13 protein-coding genes and 4 tRNA genes are annotated in these 15,027 nt (G+C 63.8%); 7 read left to right on the top strand and 10 right to left on the bottom strand.

Annotated features, from left to right (window positions below; translation table 11 throughout):
• Positions 1 to 2: 2 nt before the first annotated feature.
• From ACK1U9_RS10510 to ACK1U9_RS10495, 4 genes are all read right to left on the bottom strand, one after another.
• Positions 3 to 75 (bottom strand) — tRNA-His (locus ACK1U9_RS10510).
• 44 nt (positions 76 to 119) lie between these two features.
• A tRNA-Leu gene (locus tag ACK1U9_RS10505) sits at positions 120 to 204 on the bottom strand.
• 52 nt (positions 205 to 256) lie between these two features.
• Positions 257 to 332 (bottom strand) — tRNA-His (locus tag ACK1U9_RS10500).
• 41 nt (positions 333 to 373) lie between these two features.
• Positions 374 to 450: transfer RNA gene (locus ACK1U9_RS10495), tRNA-Arg, on the bottom strand.
• A gap of 271 nt (positions 451 to 721) precedes the next feature.
• Between ACK1U9_RS10495 and folD the strand changes: the two genes are divergently transcribed.
• Positions 722 to 1,576 carry a bifunctional methylenetetrahydrofolate dehydrogenase/methenyltetrahydrofolate cyclohydrolase FolD gene (folD, locus tag ACK1U9_RS10490; protein WP_013971879.1) on the top strand — a complete coding sequence of 285 codons (855 nt, stop codon included), beginning with the start codon at positions 722 to 724 and terminating at the stop codon, positions 1,574 to 1,576.
• A gap of 186 nt (positions 1,577 to 1,762) precedes the next feature.
• On the opposite strand, the gene ACK1U9_RS10485 is transcribed toward folD, so the two are convergent.
• The 6 genes from ACK1U9_RS10485 to ACK1U9_RS10460 are packed head-to-tail and all read right to left on the bottom strand — an operon-like array spanning position 1,763 to position 7,694.
• Positions 1,763 to 3,502 carry an ABC transporter substrate-binding protein gene (locus tag ACK1U9_RS10485; protein ID WP_046616830.1) on the bottom strand — a complete coding sequence of 580 codons (1,740 nt, stop codon included), beginning with the start codon at positions 3,500 to 3,502 and terminating at the stop codon, positions 1,763 to 1,765.
• A gap of 39 nt (positions 3,503 to 3,541) precedes the next feature.
• The gene (locus ACK1U9_RS10480) at positions 3,542 to 3,814 is read right to left on the bottom strand and encodes a DUF2160 domain-containing protein (protein WP_338460290.1); all 273 of its coding nucleotides are present in this window, start codon (positions 3,812 to 3,814) and stop codon (positions 3,542 to 3,544) included.
• Positions 3,815 to 3,826: 12 nt separating this feature from the next.
• A complete protein-coding gene (locus tag ACK1U9_RS10475) occupies positions 3,827 to 4,627 on the bottom strand; it encodes a carbohydrate ABC transporter permease (protein ID WP_013971876.1) in 801 nt (266 codons plus the stop codon).
• 3 nt (positions 4,628 to 4,630) lie between these two features.
• On the bottom strand, positions 4,631 to 5,494 hold the full coding sequence (locus ACK1U9_RS10470; protein WP_046616829.1) for a carbohydrate ABC transporter permease: 864 nt from the start codon (positions 5,492 to 5,494) through the stop codon (positions 4,631 to 4,633).
• A complete protein-coding gene (locus tag ACK1U9_RS10465; RefSeq protein WP_449109876.1) occupies positions 5,491 to 6,600 on the bottom strand; it encodes an ABC transporter ATP-binding protein in 1,110 nt (369 codons plus the stop codon). The genes ACK1U9_RS10470 and ACK1U9_RS10465 overlap by 4 nt, the downstream gene beginning before the upstream one ends.
• On the bottom strand, positions 6,600 to 7,694 hold the full coding sequence (locus ACK1U9_RS10460) for an ABC transporter ATP-binding protein (RefSeq protein ID WP_449109875.1): 1,095 nt from the start codon (positions 7,692 to 7,694) through the stop codon (positions 6,600 to 6,602). Before ACK1U9_RS10460 ends, ACK1U9_RS10465 begins: the two co-directional genes overlap by 1 nt.
• A gap of 224 nt (positions 7,695 to 7,918) precedes the next feature.
• Here ACK1U9_RS10460 and ACK1U9_RS10455 point away from each other — a divergent pair, with 224 nt between their 5' ends.
• The 6 genes from ACK1U9_RS10455 (at position 7,919) to ACK1U9_RS10430 (ending at position 14,896) form a co-directional block, all read left to right on the top strand.
• Complete coding sequence (locus tag ACK1U9_RS10455; protein WP_449109874.1) at positions 7,919 to 9,667, top strand: sigma-54-dependent Fis family transcriptional regulator; 1,749 nt, start codon at positions 7,919 to 7,921, stop codon at positions 9,665 to 9,667.
• 339 nt (positions 9,668 to 10,006) lie between these two features.
• Entirely contained in the window at positions 10,007 to 11,071 is a 1,065-nt protein-coding gene (locus ACK1U9_RS10450; RefSeq protein WP_449109873.1) for an ornithine cyclodeaminase, read from the top strand.
• 162 nt (positions 11,072 to 11,233) lie between these two features.
• Positions 11,234 to 11,713 carry an Lrp/AsnC family transcriptional regulator gene (locus tag ACK1U9_RS10445; RefSeq protein ID WP_025338409.1) on the top strand — a complete coding sequence of 160 codons (480 nt, stop codon included), beginning with the start codon at positions 11,234 to 11,236 and terminating at the stop codon, positions 11,711 to 11,713.
• Between the two features lie 438 nt (positions 11,714 to 12,151).
• Positions 12,152 to 13,462, top strand: coding sequence for a C4-dicarboxylate transporter DctA (locus ACK1U9_RS10440; protein ID WP_003260726.1), 1,311 nt, complete (start codon positions 12,152 to 12,154; stop codon positions 13,460 to 13,462).
• A 44-nt stretch (positions 13,463 to 13,506) separates the two neighbouring features.
• Positions 13,507 to 14,211 carry a FadR/GntR family transcriptional regulator gene (locus ACK1U9_RS10435; RefSeq protein WP_085600176.1) on the top strand — a complete coding sequence of 235 codons (705 nt, stop codon included), beginning with the start codon at positions 13,507 to 13,509 and terminating at the stop codon, positions 14,209 to 14,211.
• A gap of 16 nt (positions 14,212 to 14,227) precedes the next feature.
• Positions 14,228 to 14,896 (top strand): GntR family transcriptional regulator, encoded by a 669-nt coding sequence (locus ACK1U9_RS10430; protein ID WP_046616823.1) that lies wholly within the window; start codon positions 14,228 to 14,230, stop codon positions 14,894 to 14,896.
• The last annotated feature ends 131 nt before the right edge of the window (positions 14,897 to 15,027 follow it).

Genomic DNA, 15,027 nt, shown 5'->3' with positions numbered 1-15,027 from the left:
GGGGTGGACGATGGGAATCGAACCCACGACAACTGGAATCACAATCCAGCGCTCTACCAACTGAGCTACGCCCACCATATTGCAGTCTTGCGATGTTGCGGTACAGCCTTACAGAAGCATGGTGCGGACGAAGAGACTCGAACTCTTACAGCTTGCGCCGCTGGAACCTAAATCCAGTGTGTCTACCAATTTCACCACGTCCGCGTAACGCTTAAAACAAAGGCGCCAGATGCTATCGAGGCGCCTTTGAAGAATATGGGGTGGACGATGGGAATCGAACCCACGACAACTGGAATCACAATCCAGCGCTCTACCAACTGAGCTACGCCCACCATATTGCATTACAGCCTACTTGCTTGCCAAAGCTGCCTAATGGCGCACCCGGCAGGACTCGAACCTGCGACCATCCGCTTAGAAGGCGGATGCTCTATCCAGCTGAGCTACGGGCGCTTAAGCTTGAAGCCTAACCGAACGAGACCTTAACAGATAACTGCTAAACCACTCATTCTGCCCGACTTAGCCAACCAGTGCTAGGCTGTGCCCGACAAGTGCGGCGAATCTTATAGGCGGGCCTGAAAGTCGTCAACACCTTTCTCAAAAAAATTTAAATTATTTAAGGGCTTAGGGGATTTGCCCGACCACCCGCCTTTGCCCTTGGCCCATGTCGTGCGAGAATGCGCCCTCTTTAATTGTTTCCTTCTCGATGGTTAATCACGCGTCTATGACTGCACACCTAATCGATGGCAAGGCGATCGCCGCCAGCCTGCGCCAGCAGATCGCTCAACGTGTCGTGGAGCGTCGCCAGCAAGGCCTGCGTACGCCGGGCCTGGCGGTGATCCTGGTCGGCACCGACCCCGCCTCCCAAGTCTATGTCTCGCACAAGCGCAAGGACTGCGAAGAGGTCGGCTTCATTTCGCAGGCGTTCGACCTGCCCAGCGAAACCACGCAGCAGGCCCTGACCGAGCTGATCGACCGCCTCAATGACGACCCGGCCGTCGACGGTATCCTGCTGCAGTTGCCGCTGCCGGCGCACCTGGACGCCTCGCTGCTGCTCGAGCGCATCCGCCCGGACAAGGACGTGGACGGCTTCCACCCGTACAACATCGGCCGCCTGGCCCAGCGCATCCCGCTGCTGCGCCCGTGCACGCCGAAGGGCATCATGACCCTGCTGGAAAGCACCGGCCAGGACCTGTACGGCATGAACGCGGTCATCGTCGGCGCGTCCAACATCGTTGGCCGCCCAATGGCCATGGAGCTGCTGCTGGCCGGCTGCACCGTGACCGTCTGCCATCGCTTCACCAAGGACCTCGCCGGCCATGTCGGCCGCGCCGACCTGGTGGTAGTGGCCGCAGGCAAGCCGGGCCTGGTCAAGGGTGAGTGGATCAAGGAAGGTGCCATCGTCATTGACGTGGGCATCAACCGCCAGGAAGACGGCAAGCTGGTCGGCGACGTGGTCTACGAGACCGCCCTGCCGCGCGCCGGCTGGATCACGCCGGTGCCGGGCGGCGTCGGGCCGATGACCCGCGCATGCCTGCTGGAAAACACGCTGTATGCGGCGGAAGAGCTGCACAAGTAATACCGCGTGATATGAAAACGGCACCTCTGGCAGGTGCCGTTTTTTTTGGCTGAAGTTTCTTGATGGCTGCACCGCCCTCTTCGCGGGTAAACCCGCTCCCACAGGTACTGCGCAGTCAACGAAGGCTGTGATATCCCCTGTGGGAGCGGGTTTACCCGCGAAGAAGCCGGCGCGGAGCTCAGCCGATCACTTCCTGGCCGCCTCCCACGACTTCAGCAGTTCGTTGTAGCTGACCGTCTCGCCCTTGGGCTTTTCGTTGGCGAGTTTCGGTTTCGGCGCCCCTGGCTGGTCGAACCAGTACTGGGCGTCCTTCTCCGGGTTCAGCTTCGGTGCGCAGGTGGCCTGGGCGTTGGAGCGCTGCAAGCGCTCCATCATCCGGTCCTGGTCGCGAGCCAGGCCGTCCAGCGCTTCCTGCGGGGTCTTTTCTCCACTGGCCACTTCGGCGATGTGGCTCCACCACAACTGTGCCAACCGCGGGTAATCCGGAACGTTGGTGCCGGTCGGCGTCCACTGCACCCGCGCCGGGCTGCGATAGAACTCCACCAACCCGCCCAGCTTGGGCGCCAGCTCGGTCATGGCCTGGGAGTTGATGTCCGATTCGCGAATCGGCGTGAGGCCGACGATGGTCTTTTTCAGCGACACGGTCTTGGATGTGACGAACTGAGCATACAGCCACGCAGCCAGGCGTTGCTTCTCGGGTGTGGACTTGAAGAAGGTCCACGAACCGGTGTCCTGGTAGCCCAGCTTCATACCCTCCTCCCAGTACGGCCCCTTCGGCGAAGGCGCCATGCGCCACTTCGGCGTGCCGTCGGCATTCACCACCGGCAAACCGGGCTTGGTCATGTCGGCGGTAAACGCGGTGTACCAGAAGATCTGCTGGGCGATATTGCCCTGGGCCGGCACCGGGCCGGCTTCGGAAAATGTCATGCCCTGGGCTTCCTTGGGCGCATAGGCACGCATCCAGTCCACGTACTTCTGCGTGGCATACACGGCGGCCGGGCCGTTGGTGTCGCCACCACGGGTCACGCTGGACCCCACCGGGTGGCAGTCCTCCACGCGAATGCCCCATTCGTCCACTGGCAAGCCATTGGGCAAACCTTTGTCGCCGCCACCCGCCATGGAGAACCAGGCATCGGTGAAGCGCCAGCCCAGCGACGGGTCTTTCTTGCCGTAGTCCATATGGCCATAGACGCGTTTGCCGTCGATTTCCTTGACGTCTTCGGTGAAGAATTTGGCAATGTCCTCGTAGGCCGACCAATTCACCGGTACGCCAAGCTCGTAGCCGTACTTTTCCTTGAACCTGGCCTTCAGTTCGGGCCGCTCGAACCAGTCGGCACGGAACCAGTAGAGGTTGGCGAACTGCTGGTCAGGCAGTTGGTAGACCTTGCCATCCGGGGCAGTGGTGAAGGAAATGCCGATGAAGTCCTTCAGGTCCAGGGTCGGCGAGGTGTAGTCCTTGCCTTCGTTGGCCATCAGGTCGGTGATCGATTCCACCTTGCCGTAGCGAAAGTGCGTACCGATCAGGTCGGAGTCGTTGACCCAGCCGTCATAGATGTTCTTGTCCGACTGCATCTGTGTCTGCAGCTTTTCCACCACATCGCCTTCCTGCAGCAGGTCGTGGGTCAGCTGGATACCGGTGATTTCGCTGAAGGCCTTGGCCAGCACCTTGGACTCGTATTCATGGGTGGTGATGGTTTCCGACACCACGTTGATCTTCATGCCACGGAACGGCTCGGCAGCCTTGATGAACCACTTCAACTCGGCCAGCTGCTGTTCAGGGGTAAGGGTTGACGGCTTGAACTCACTGCCGAGCCACTTCCTTGCCGCATCCTCGTACTGGTCGGCCCAGGCTGTGCCCTGCACGCTGGCCAGCACCAGCAACGCGGCCAGGGTCAAATGTCGCCTGTTGTACTTGTTGTCGAACATTGTGATCTCCCGTTTCAGTTATCCCACAGGGCCGCTCGCTCAGCCCCAGCGCAGCACCACCATCAGCCACGCCAGCGACAGCAGCGAGGCCACCCACAAAGGCCACTCGCTGACGCCAACCACCAGCAAATGCAGGTAGGCGCTGGCCAGCAGGCCGATGAACAAGCGGTCGCCACGGCTGGTGACCAGCGGCAGGAAGCCGCGTCGCTCCACGCAGGGGCGGCGCAGTTCGAGCAGGGTCATGCCCAGCAGCAGCACGCCAACGGCGGCGAAGAACAACGCCGTCGGCAAGGTCCAGGCCATCCACTCCATGCCATGCCCTCCTCAAACCCGGCCCAGGGCGAAGCCCTTGGCCACATGGTTGCGCACGAACCAGATCACCAGCATGCCCGGCAAGATGGTCAGTACCCCTGCAGCCGCCAACACGCCCCAATCGATGCCCGAGGCCGACACGGTACGGGTCATCACCGCGGCGATCGGTTTGGCATTCACCGAAGTCAGGGTGCGCGCCAGCAGCAGCTCGACCCAGGAGAACATGAAACAGAAAAATGCCGTCACGCCGATGCCGGAGCCAATCAGCGGGATGAAGATCTTCACGAAGAAGCGCGGGAAGCTGTAGCCGTCGATGTAGGCTGTTTCGTCGATTTCCTTCGGCACACCAGACATGAACCCCTCGAGGATCCACACCGCCAGCGGCACGTTGAACAGGCAGTGCGCCAGGGCTACGGCGATATGGGTATCGAACAGGCCGATCGACGAATACAGCTGGAAGAACGGCAGCAGGAACACCGCCGGTGGCGCCATGCGGTTGGTCAGCAGCCAGAAGAACAGGTGCCGGTCACCGAGGAAGCGGTAGCGCGAGAAGGCATATGCCGCTGGCAGCGCCACCAGCAGCGAAATCAACGTGTTCAGGCACACGTAATACAGCGAATTGATGTAGCCGCTGTACCAGCTGGCATCGGTGAAGATCACCCGGTAGTTGTCGAGGGTGAACGCCTGCGGCCACAGGGTCAGGCCGCCGAGGATCTCGGTGTTGCTCTTGAACGACATGTTCAGCAGCCAGTAGATCGGCACCAGCAGGAAGAAGAAGTACAGCAGCAGGGCCAGCGATTTGCGCGTGCTCATGGCCTAGTCCTTGTCGGCATGGGTCATGGCTGTATAGAACAGCCACGAAACCAGCAGGATGATCAGGAAGTACACCAGCGAGAACGCCGCCGCCGGGCCCAGGTCGAACTGCCCCACGGCCATGCGCGTGAGCGTCTGGCTGAGGAAGGTGGTGGCGTTGCCCGGCCCGCCACCGGTCAGCACGAAGGGCTCGGTGTAGATCATGAAGCTGTCCATGAAGCGCAGCATCACCGCAATCAGCAGTACGTTCTTCAGCTTGGGCAACTGGATATGGCGGAACACCGCCCAGCCCGAGGCGCGATCGATGCGCGCAGCCTGGTAGTACACATCGGGAATGGCGCGCAGCCCCGAATAACAGAGCAACGCCACCAGCGATGTCCAGTGCCATACGTCCATCACCAGCACGGTCAGCCAAGCATCGAACGGGTCGCCGGCGTAGTTGTAGCTGATCCCGAGCTTGGCCAGGGTGGCGCCGAGCAGGCCGATGTCGGCGCGGCCGAAAATCTGCCAGATTGTGCCGACCACGTTCCAGGGGATCAGCAGCGGGATGGCCATGACGATCAGGCACACCGAGGCCATGCGCCCCTTGGTCGGCATGGTCAGGGCAATGGCGATGCCCAGCGGGATCTCGATCAGCAGCACGCAGGCGGAATAGATGAACTGGCGCAGCAGCGCATCGTGCAGCGCCGGGTCGCGCAGCACCTGGCGGTACCAGTCGGCGCCGACGAAGTAGCGGTTGGACTGGTCGAAAATGTCCTGCACCGAATAGTTGACCACCGTCATCATCGGCACCACCGCACTGAATGCCACCAGCAGGAACACCGGCAGCACCAGCCACCAGGCCTTGTTGTTCGGTACCTTGTTCATGGCCCGGCCTCCAGCAGCACATCGTCGAGGTACAGCATCAGCCACTGCGCCGGCAGGCTGACCCAGGCCTGGGCCACCGGCAGCGGGCGGTCCTCGCCCAGGCGCGCCTTGAGCGCGACACCGCCCAGTTCGAGGGTGACGATGCGGTAGGTGCCCAGGTCCTCGACATCCAGCACCCGCGCCGGGTAGGCGTCATCGAACGGGCCGTCCCACAGCTGCACGAATTCCGGGCGGATGCCTACCTGAAGGCGACCACCGCCAGTGGCCGCCAGGCGCTCTCGCAGGTGCTCCCGCAGTTGCCCGGGCAGCACCAGGTGAATATCGCCGAATACCACCCCGTCCGCGTCGGCGCGTACGTCGATCAGGTTCATCCCCGGGCTACCGATGAAGTAACCGACGAAGGTATGCCGCGGCCGCTCGAACAGTTCGCGCGGGGTACCGAACTGGACGATGCGCCCGCCGTGCATCACCGCGATCTTGTCGGCGAACGTCGAGGCCTCCAGCTGGTCGTGGGTGACGTAGATCATGGTGATGTTGAACTGCTCGTGGATCTGCTTGAGCTTGCGCCGCAGCTTCCACTTCAGGTGCGGGTCGATCACCGTCAGCGGCTCGTCGAACAGGATCGCTGACACGTCATCACGCACCAGGCCACGGCCCATGGAGACCTTCTGCTTTTCGTCGGCACTGAGGTTGCGCGCCTTCTTGCGCAGCACGGCCGAAAGGTCGAGCACCTCGGCAATCTCCTCCACCCGAGCCTGCACCCGGGCTGCGTCCAGCCCCTGGTTGCGCAAGGGAAACGCCAGGTTGTCGAACACCGTCATGGTGTCGTAAACCACCGGGAACTGGAACACCTGGGCGATATTGCGCGCCTGCGGTGAAAGCTGGTTGACCGGCTTGCCGTCGAACAGCACCTCGCCGTGGGACGGTGTCAGCAGCCCGGAAATGATGTTGAGCAAGGTCGACTTGCCGCAGCCCGACGGCCCGAGCAAGGCGTAGGCCCCGCCCTGCTCCCACACATGCTCCAGCGCGTGCAGGGCATACTCCGCCTCGCTGGCGGGCTGGCGGCTGTAGCTGTGCGCCAGTTGGCGCAGGCGGATCTCGGCCATCATCCTCTCCTTGCCTGGCGCAGCCCCGGGGCCTGCACCAGCGCCCCGGCGCTGTCGAACACGAACAACTTGTGGGTGGGGATGAACACGCGGATCGGTGTGTCCACCTGGTATTCGTGCACCCCTGGCAGGTGCAGGATCATGCGCCAGTGTTCGTTGCGCACATGCAGGAAGGTCTCTGAACCACTGATCTCGGCCAGCTCCACCAGCACAGACAATTCCAGGTCGTCGTCGTGTGCCGGCACCAGGCTGATGTGGCTGGGCCGCACGCCAAAGCGGTAGTCACCTTCGGCAAGCGGCTGCAAGTCGGCATTACGGGCAAAGTGCACGGCCTGGGCCAGGCTCACATCGTTGCCGCTGATACGGCCAGGCACCAGGTTGATCGGTGGCTCGGAAAACAGCTCGGCGGCCAGCACGCTGCCCGGGCGCTGGTAGACCTCGGCGGTAGGCCCGCTCTGGACGATACGGCCCTCATGCACCAGGGTGGTGGTGCCGCCCAGAGCCAGCGCCTCGTTGGGCTCGGTGGTGGCATACACGGCAATGCAGTGGCGCGCCGCGAACAGTTCGCGCAGCTCCTGGCGCAGGCCCTCGCGCAGCTTGTAGTCGAGGTTGACCAGTGGTTCGTCGAACAGGATCAGCGAGGCATCCTTGACCAGCGCCCGGGCCATTGCCGTGCGTTGTTGCTGGCCACCGGACAGTTCCAGCGGCAGGCGCTGCAAATAGGCTTCGATGCGCAGCATTTCGGCGGTTTCCTGCACTCGTCGGCGAATCTGGGGCTCGTCCATGCGTGCCTGACGCAGCGGCGACGCAATGTTCTCGTACACGCTGAGGTTCGGGTAGTTGATGAACTGCTGATACACCATCGAAACATTGGGCTGGCGCACCGGCACGCCAGTCACGTCCTGGCCATCCATCAGCACCCGCCCACGGTCCGGGCGATCGAGCCCGGCCATCAGGCGCATCAGGCTGGTCTTGCCAGCCAGGGTGCGGCCCAGCAGCACGTTGAACGAGCCGGGTTCGAAACGCAGCGAGGCATCGACGATCCAGGCCTGGTTGTCGACACTGCGACTGACCTGTTCCAGCACCAGGGACATGGCGTGGCCTTCTTGTGGTTTTTGTCTGCTGGGCACAGCCAGTTTCGTGCCAGTTGCGCCGCGACCGTCTGGCCCGGAGCCTGGCCGGCAACACTGGCCAATCGCAGGTTCACAAGTGAACACAAGCACTGAACAACTGAACACTTGCCGGTTTGACATTGAACAACCGTGCACGACACTGAACAGCGGTCGGCCCCATGACAACAATCACACAGGACAGGCCCATGGCCGCATCCGCTTCGCCCCATGCCCAACTGATCCAGGCCTCCTGGGCCCGTTGCCGCGACCACGGCCTGCAACCCCAGCACGCCCCCGACTTCGACTGCCTGACCCGCACCGAGCTGAACGCCCTGCTGGAGCAGCGCCAGGCCCTGCTGCGCCTGACCCGCGAAGCGGTGCTGCCGCAATATGCGCACCTGCTGGGCAATGCCAGCTACCTGGTGATGCTGGCCGATGCCAGCGGCTGCCTGCTCGACAGCTGGGGCTCGCGGCGCTTCATCGAACCGCGCCAGCAGCATGGCTTCAGCGCTGGTGCCCATTGGCACGAGCGCGGTGTCGGCACCAATGCGCTGGGCACCGCGTTGGTTTGCGCCGAGGCGATCCACGTGGGCCAGGACGAGCACTTCCTGCGCCAGAACCGCTACATGTCCAGCGCCGCCGCGCCGCTGTTCGACGCCGAGCGGCAGCTGGTCGGGGTGCTAGATGTAGCCAGCGACGGCTACCTGCCCGCCAGCCAGACCCTGGGCCTGGTACGCATGATGGGCCAGAGCCTGGAGAACCGCCTGATCCTCGCCGAGCACGCCGACCGGCACGCTCAGCTGATCTTCAACAGCGCCTCCGACAACCTCGACAGCCCCTGGGCCGGCCTGCTGGTGTTCGATGAGCACGGGCAGGTGCTGGCCGCCAATCACCGGGCAGACACCCTGCTCGGGTGCAACCCGCTGCTGCAGAACATCGCGCAACTGTTCCAGTTGCCCGTGCAACAACTGCTCAGCCATCCCCGGCAACAACCCTTTGCCCTGCAAGCCACCGGGCGCAACCGCTTTCATTGCCAGTGGCAGCCGCCGCGTGAGGCCCCCGGCCGCCCCGCTGCCTGCAGCGCCGATCCACGCCTGGAAAAGGCCCTGGCACAGGCCGGCCTGCTGCTGGAAAAGGACATCCCGGTGCTGGTGCAGGGGGAGACCGGCGTAGGCAAGGAGGTATTCGTCGATACCCTGCACCGGGCCAGCAGCCGCGCCAGCCAGCCGCTGATCGCGGTCAACTGCGCGGCGATCCCGGCCGAGTTGGTGGAGTCGGAACTGTTCGGCTACGACAAGGGCGCATTCACCGGCGCCCACCAGAAGGGCAACCCAGGGCTGATTCGCAAGGCCCACCACGGCATCCTGTTCCTCGACGAAATCGGCGATATGCCACTGCCCACCCAAGCCCGCCTGCTGCGCGTGCTGCAGACGCGCAGTATTCAGCCGTTGGGCAGCGGCGAACCGGTGGCGGTGGATATTCGCGTGGTGTCGGCGAGCAACCGCGACCTGGCCAAAGAAGTGCGCGCCGGGCGCTTTCGCCAGGACCTGTATTACCGCATCGCCGGGCTGGCAGTGGTGTTACCGCCTCTGCGCGAGCGCAGTGACCGCCGGCAACTTATCGAACAGGTGCATGCACGCTACCGCGACCCCGGGCAGCCTGCGCGGCTGCCTGCGGCCATTATCGAACTGCTCGATCAGCACCCCTGGCCGGGGAACATGCGTGAATTGGTGAGTGTGCTGCAGGTGGCGCTGGCCTTGGCGGGCAATGGGCCGGTTGGCGTCGAGCACCTGCCTGCAGGATTTCTGGCCGAGTTGCAGGCCCCCGTGCTGCTTGCCACTGAGGAAGCGGACCTGCACGCGCTGGTGGAGCAAGCCAACGGCAACCTGTCGGCGGTGGCGCGCGGGCTTGGGATCAGCCGCACCACGCTGTACAAGCGGTTGCGTGAGCGATGATTGCCTTTGCCTGTGCTGGCCTCATCGCCGGCAAGCCAGCTCCCACAAGGGAATGTGGCACGCTCTCGAGCATTGTTCCCTGTGCGACAGCGCAGCCCAAAGGACTGGGCAATCTCCCACAGGTACAGCGCCGCTCTCAAGGCCTGTGATATCCCTGTGGGAGCCGGCTTGCCGGCGATAGGGCCGACCCAGGCAGCCACAGCCGATTCGGCTGCCAGCGCAGCGAAATCAGCCAAAGCCGCTGCCGCCACAACCCATTACAGCCAGCTTTACCTCCCCACCCGCCGCACAATCAAACCAGAACCCACTCTGGAAGCGTCGACCGCAGGGAGACCCCTCATGACCCGCTATATCGATGTGCAAGACCTGGCCCGCCTGGTCAACCGCAAAGGCCTGCCCACGTGCCTGCTGGAAATGGCCGAGTACATCCGCCAGGACTACCTGCGCTGGCCCGCCTTCGAAAAATGCGCCCGGGTGGCCAACCATTCGGCGGACGGCGTGATCGAGCTGATGCCAATCTCGGACGCCAGCCGCTACGCCTTCAAGTACGTCAACGGCCATCCGAAGAACACTCGCCATGGCCTGCCCACGGTAATGGCCTTCGGCGCCCTGGCGAGCGTCGATACCGGTGCACCGTTGCTGCTCAGTGAAATGACCCTGACCACCGCCATCCGCACTGCGGCCACTTCGGCCCTTGCCGCCCGCTACCTGGCGCGCGAAGACAGCCGCAGCATGGCGTTGATCGGCAATGGCTCGCAGAGCGAGTTCCAAGCCATCGCCTTCAATGCCCTGCTGGGCATCGATGAAATCCGCCTGTACGACATCGACCCGGCCGCCTCGGCCAAGCTGGTCGCCAACCTGACCAACCGCCCCGGCCTCAAGCTGAGCATCGCCAGCTCCGTGGCCGAAGCGGTGCGCGGGGCCGATATCGTCACGACGGTGACCGCCGACAAGGCCTGCGCCACCATTCTCACCCCGGAGATGATCGAGCCGGGCATGCACCTGAATGCAGTGGGGGGTGACTGCCCGGGCAAGACCGAGCTGCACCGGGCGATTGTCGAGCGGGCCCGGGTGATCGTCGAGTACGAACCGCAGAGCCGGGTGGAAGGCGAGATCCAGCAGATGCCGGCGGACTCGCCTGTGACCGAGTTCTGGCGTGTGGTTGCCGGGGAAGCCAAGGGGCGTGAGCGCGCCGAACAGGTGACGCTGTTCGACTCGGTGGGGTTTGCTCTGGAGGATTACTCGGCCTTGCGCTATGTGCTGGATACGGCGCAGGCAATGGGTATCGGCACGGACATCGGGCTGGTGCCGGTGCTGGAGGATCCGAAGGATTTGTATGGGCTGTTGCAGCCGCAGGTGGTGGAGTTGCGGGCGGTGCCCAAGGCTGGTTCTGTCTGCGCCTGATGGATCCTGGGGCTGCTGCGCAGCCCATCGCGCCACAAGGCCGCTCCTGCACAAGGACCGCGTATCCCTTGTGAGAGCGGCCTTGTGTCGCGATGGGCCGCGCAGCGGCCCCCTTTACCGCCTAACCTGTCCCATGCCCTCTTCCGAACGAAGCCCAAGCGCATGGACACCAAGGACGCCAACGCCCACCCCCTGGACCGCATCGACGAAGCGATCATCGACATCCTGCGCCATGACGGTCGCATCACCTTCGAAAAACTTTCCAGCCTCGTCCACCTCACCCCGCGCCCCTGCCTGGAGCGTGTGCGCAAGCTGGAGCGCCGTGGCGTGATCCGCGGCTACGGGGCGATCATCGACCTGCAGAAGGTCGCGCCCGGGGTGTCGCTGCTAGTACTGGTCGCCCTGTCCAACCAAAGCGGGCGTGCCGCGCAGAAGGCCTTCGAAGCCACCCTGCGCAACTGCCCGGAAGTGCACGAATGCCAGCTGATCAGCGGCCACTTCGACTACAGCCTGCGCCTGCGCTGCCGCGACATGGAACACTACCGGCTGCTCAGCGAAAGCTGGATGAACGACGACACTCTGCACATCGACAAACTGGTCGCGCATCCGGTGCTGGCCGAGGTCAAGCCGATGGCTCGCTGACGCGCGCTCAACAGTCGCGCGATGCGCCGGGCGCGGATTTTTCCAGGTCACCCGCATAATGCAAATAACCATTGCGAATCATGGTGTTATCGAAAACATCGGAGTCGGCATGGCGCTTGGCAAGCTGATTGCAGCGGTGCCCGAGGCACTGGTCGAAGCCTGATCTGATTCATGTGCGCAGGCGGTTCGCCGCTGCGATTGGCCTGCGAACGGCCACAGTGCGGCCGGATCCAGGCAGACGCACCGAATTAGAGCGAGGCAGGCTGGATTGCCCCACAACTGGTCAGACCGGTAAGGCCAAAAATCCTTGCAATGTCGGATTTTTCGCGCTTTCATGGCTTCGCGCTGAACAAACCGGTAAGACCACAATAATTAAGTCCTGCGCTCTTTCGCCCCGTGCGGCTACCGAAGCAAGGACACCGATCAGAGATCCCTCCCATGCTCAAATGGTGCTCGCGTTCGATCTTCCTTCAAGTCGTGCTGGGCCTTGCCCTCGGCATCGCCTGCGGTCTCAGCTTCCCCGACCTCTCCCTGCAACTCAAACCCCTTGGCGACGGCTTCATCAAGCTGATCAAGATGCTCATCGGCCTGATCGTGTTCTGCGTGGTGGTCAGCGGTATCTCGGGCGCCGGCGACCTGAAAAAGGTCGGGCGTATCGGCCTGAAGTCGGTGATCTACTTCGAGGTGCTGACCACCCTGGCGCTGGTGATCGGCCTGGTGTTCGCCTTCACCAGCGGCATCGGCAGCGGGGCCAACATCCACCTGGACCAACTGTCCAGCGCCGACGCCAGCAGCCTGGCCGAGCGCGGCCAGCACATCCACGGTGCCACGGCGTTCTTCATGGACCTGATCCCCACCTCGGTGATCGGCGCCTTTGCCGACAACAACATCCTCCAGGTACTGCTGTTCTCGGTACTGTTCGGCAGCGCGCTGAACCTGGTGGGCGACTCGGCAGCCGGCATCTCGCGGCTGATCAACGAACTGAGCCATGTGATCTTCCGCATCATGGGCATGATCGTGCGCCTGGCACCGATCGGCGTGTTCGGCGCCATCGCCTTCACCACCAGCAAGTACGGCCTGGAATCGCTGCAACACCTGGGCGGGCTGGTGGCGCTGTTCTACCTGACCTGTGCCGGCTTCGTACTGATCGTGCTGGGCACGGTCATGCGCCTGTCGGGCCTGAAGCTGCTGCCACTGATCAAATACCTGCGTGAAGAGCTGACCATCGTGCTGGGCACCGCCTCGTCCGACGCCGTACTGCCACAGATCATGCGCAAGCTCGAGCACCTGGGCATCGGCAGTTCCACCGTCGGCCTGGTGATCCCCACCGGTTATTCGTTCAACCTCGATGGTTTCTCCATCTACCTGACCCTGGCCATCGTGTTCATCGCCAACGCAACCGGCACGCCACTGGCAATGACCGACCTGCTGACCATCCTGCTGGTGTCGCTGGTGACTTCCAAGGGCGCTCACGGCATCCCAGGCTCGGCGCTGGTGATCCTCGCCGCTACCCTGACTGCCGTGCCGGCGATCCCGGTGGTCGGCCTGGTACTGGTGCTGGCGGTGGACTGGTTCATGGGCATCGGCCGGGCGCTGACCAACCTGATCGGCAACTGCGTGGCCACCGTGGCCATTGCCCGCTGGGAGAAGGACATCGACCTGGAACGCGCGCACAACGTGCTCGATGGCAAACCCGGCTTCGCCCCCACGCCACGCAAGCAGCCCAACCCCCATCAACAGGAATTCTGAGCGAACGCGGCCGGCACTGATGCCGGCCCTTCCAGGAGCGAACCGTGATCAGCTCATCTACCGTCGTCAACTCAGTGGTGGAAAAACTGCGCCAGGCCCTCGCCCGGGGCCAATGGCGTACCGGCGACATGCTGCCAGGCCAGCGCGAGCTGGCCGAACAACTGGGTATCAGCCGCCCCAGCCTGCGCGAAGCGGTGACCGTGCTGGAAACCCTGGGCCTGGTGCGCTCGCTGCCGGGCAAGGGCGTACTGGTGCTGGATGCCGATGCCGCCGCCCAGGAACCGGGCCAGGACACCAGCGCCGCAGCCAGCCTGGCCGACGTGCTGGAGCTGCGCTACACCCTTGAGCCTTTCATCGTCGGCCTGGTGGCGCAGTCGGCCAACAGCCAGGACATCGGCCAGCTGCGCCTGACCCTGATGGACATGCGTGAAGCGCTGGAGGCAGATGACAGCGAAGCCGGCGTCAGGGCCTACATCGCCTTCCATGAAGCGCTGTTCGCCCTGACCACCAACCCGATCTTCCAGAGCGTGGTGCAACAGACCGGCAATGCCCTCAAGCAGAGCGCCGACATGCTGCGCAATTCGCCAGAGCACCTGGCCGCGCGGCTGAAGGAAAACGAAGCGGTGGTGCGCGCCATACGTGAGCGCAGCAGCGCCCAGGCCAGTGCCCAGATGCGCCAGCACATCCTGGCCGAAGGGTTGCGCATGGGCATCCCGTTGAATATCCCGGACGAACACCAGCATCCATGACCCCAGGAGAGCGACCATGAACGCCGCCCGTCACTTGCCGGCCCTGCTAGCGGCCGGCGAAACCCGCCTGTCGGCCGAGCAGATCTACCCGCGGCTGTTCGATGCCATTCTCGAACAGCGCCTGCCACCTGGCAGCCTGTTGCCCGAACAGGCGCTGGGCCATGCCTTCGGCGTCAGCCGTACAGTGATCCGCCGTGTGCTCGGGCGCCTGTCCGACCAGCAGGTGGTGGTGCAACGCCCCAGCCACACTGCGCATCTGGCCGCGCCCGACCCGGAGCAGGCACGCCAGGTGCTCAGCGCCCGGCGCCTGGCCGAAACCACGCTGATCACCCTGGCCGCGCAACGCGCCCGGCCGGCGCAGGTTCGCCAGCTGCGGCAACTGGTGGAGCGCGAGCGCCAGCACCATGAAAGTGGCGAGCGTTGTGCGGCGATCCGCCTGGGCGGCGAGTTTCACCTGAAGCTGGCGCAGGTGGCCGCCAATGCGCCACTGGCAAGGTTCCTCAACGGCCTGGTGCCGATGACCTCGCTGATCATCGCCCGCTACGAGTCGCCATGCTGCGACCACTGCGCGTGGCAGGAACACGCGGCGATCATCGATGCCGTGGAGCGCGGCGATGCAGAGGCGGCGCTGGAGCTGATGCACAAGCATCTCGACCGCCTGGAAGAAAAGCTCGACCTGGAATAATCGGGGACGCTGCGCGTCCCATCGCCGGCAAGCCAGCTCCCACAGGTTGGACTGCCCCCGAAAAGTTGGACAGTTTTAGCCAGTAGCCTGAGTCCTGTAGCTGACAGGGCTCAGGCCATTGAGTTTCAGCC

The organism is Pseudomonas sp. XP1 (assembly GCF_053557675.1).
The sequence above is the reverse complement of the archived record's forward strand: the minus strand, read 5'-3'. Positions and strand labels throughout refer to the sequence as shown.

Excerpts from the sequence above, each read along its gene's own strand:
- folD (WP_013971879.1), top strand. The coding sequence starts at position 722 with ATGACTGCACACCTAATCGATGGCAAGGCGATCGCCGCCAGCCTGCGC.
- ACK1U9_RS10485 (WP_046616830.1), bottom strand. The coding sequence starts at position 3,502 with ATGTTCGACAACAAGTACAACAGGCGACATTTGACCCTGGCCGCGTTG.
- ACK1U9_RS10480 (WP_338460290.1), bottom strand. The coding sequence starts at position 3,814 with ATGGAGTGGATGGCCTGGACCTTGCCGACGGCGTTGTTCTTCGCCGCC.
- ACK1U9_RS10475 (WP_013971876.1), bottom strand. The coding sequence starts at position 4,627 with ATGAGCACGCGCAAATCGCTGGCCCTGCTGCTGTACTTCTTCTTCCTG.
- ACK1U9_RS10470 (WP_046616829.1), bottom strand. The coding sequence starts at position 5,494 with ATGAACAAGGTACCGAACAACAAGGCCTGGTGGCTGGTGCTGCCGGTG.
- ACK1U9_RS10465 (WP_449109876.1), bottom strand. The coding sequence starts at position 6,600 with ATGGCCGAGATCCGCCTGCGCCAACTGGCGCACAGCTACAGCCGCCAG.
- ACK1U9_RS10460 (WP_449109875.1), bottom strand. The coding sequence starts at position 7,694 with ATGTCCCTGGTGCTGGAACAGGTCAGTCGCAGTGTCGACAACCAGGCC.
- ACK1U9_RS10455 (WP_449109874.1), top strand. The coding sequence starts at position 7,919 with ATGGCCGCATCCGCTTCGCCCCATGCCCAACTGATCCAGGCCTCCTGG.
- ACK1U9_RS10450 (WP_449109873.1), top strand. The coding sequence starts at position 10,007 with ATGACCCGCTATATCGATGTGCAAGACCTGGCCCGCCTGGTCAACCGC.
- ACK1U9_RS10445 (WP_025338409.1), top strand. The coding sequence starts at position 11,234 with ATGGACACCAAGGACGCCAACGCCCACCCCCTGGACCGCATCGACGAA.
- ACK1U9_RS10440 (WP_003260726.1), top strand. The coding sequence starts at position 12,152 with ATGCTCAAATGGTGCTCGCGTTCGATCTTCCTTCAAGTCGTGCTGGGC.
- ACK1U9_RS10430 (WP_046616823.1), top strand. The coding sequence starts at position 14,228 with ATGAACGCCGCCCGTCACTTGCCGGCCCTGCTAGCGGCCGGCGAAACC.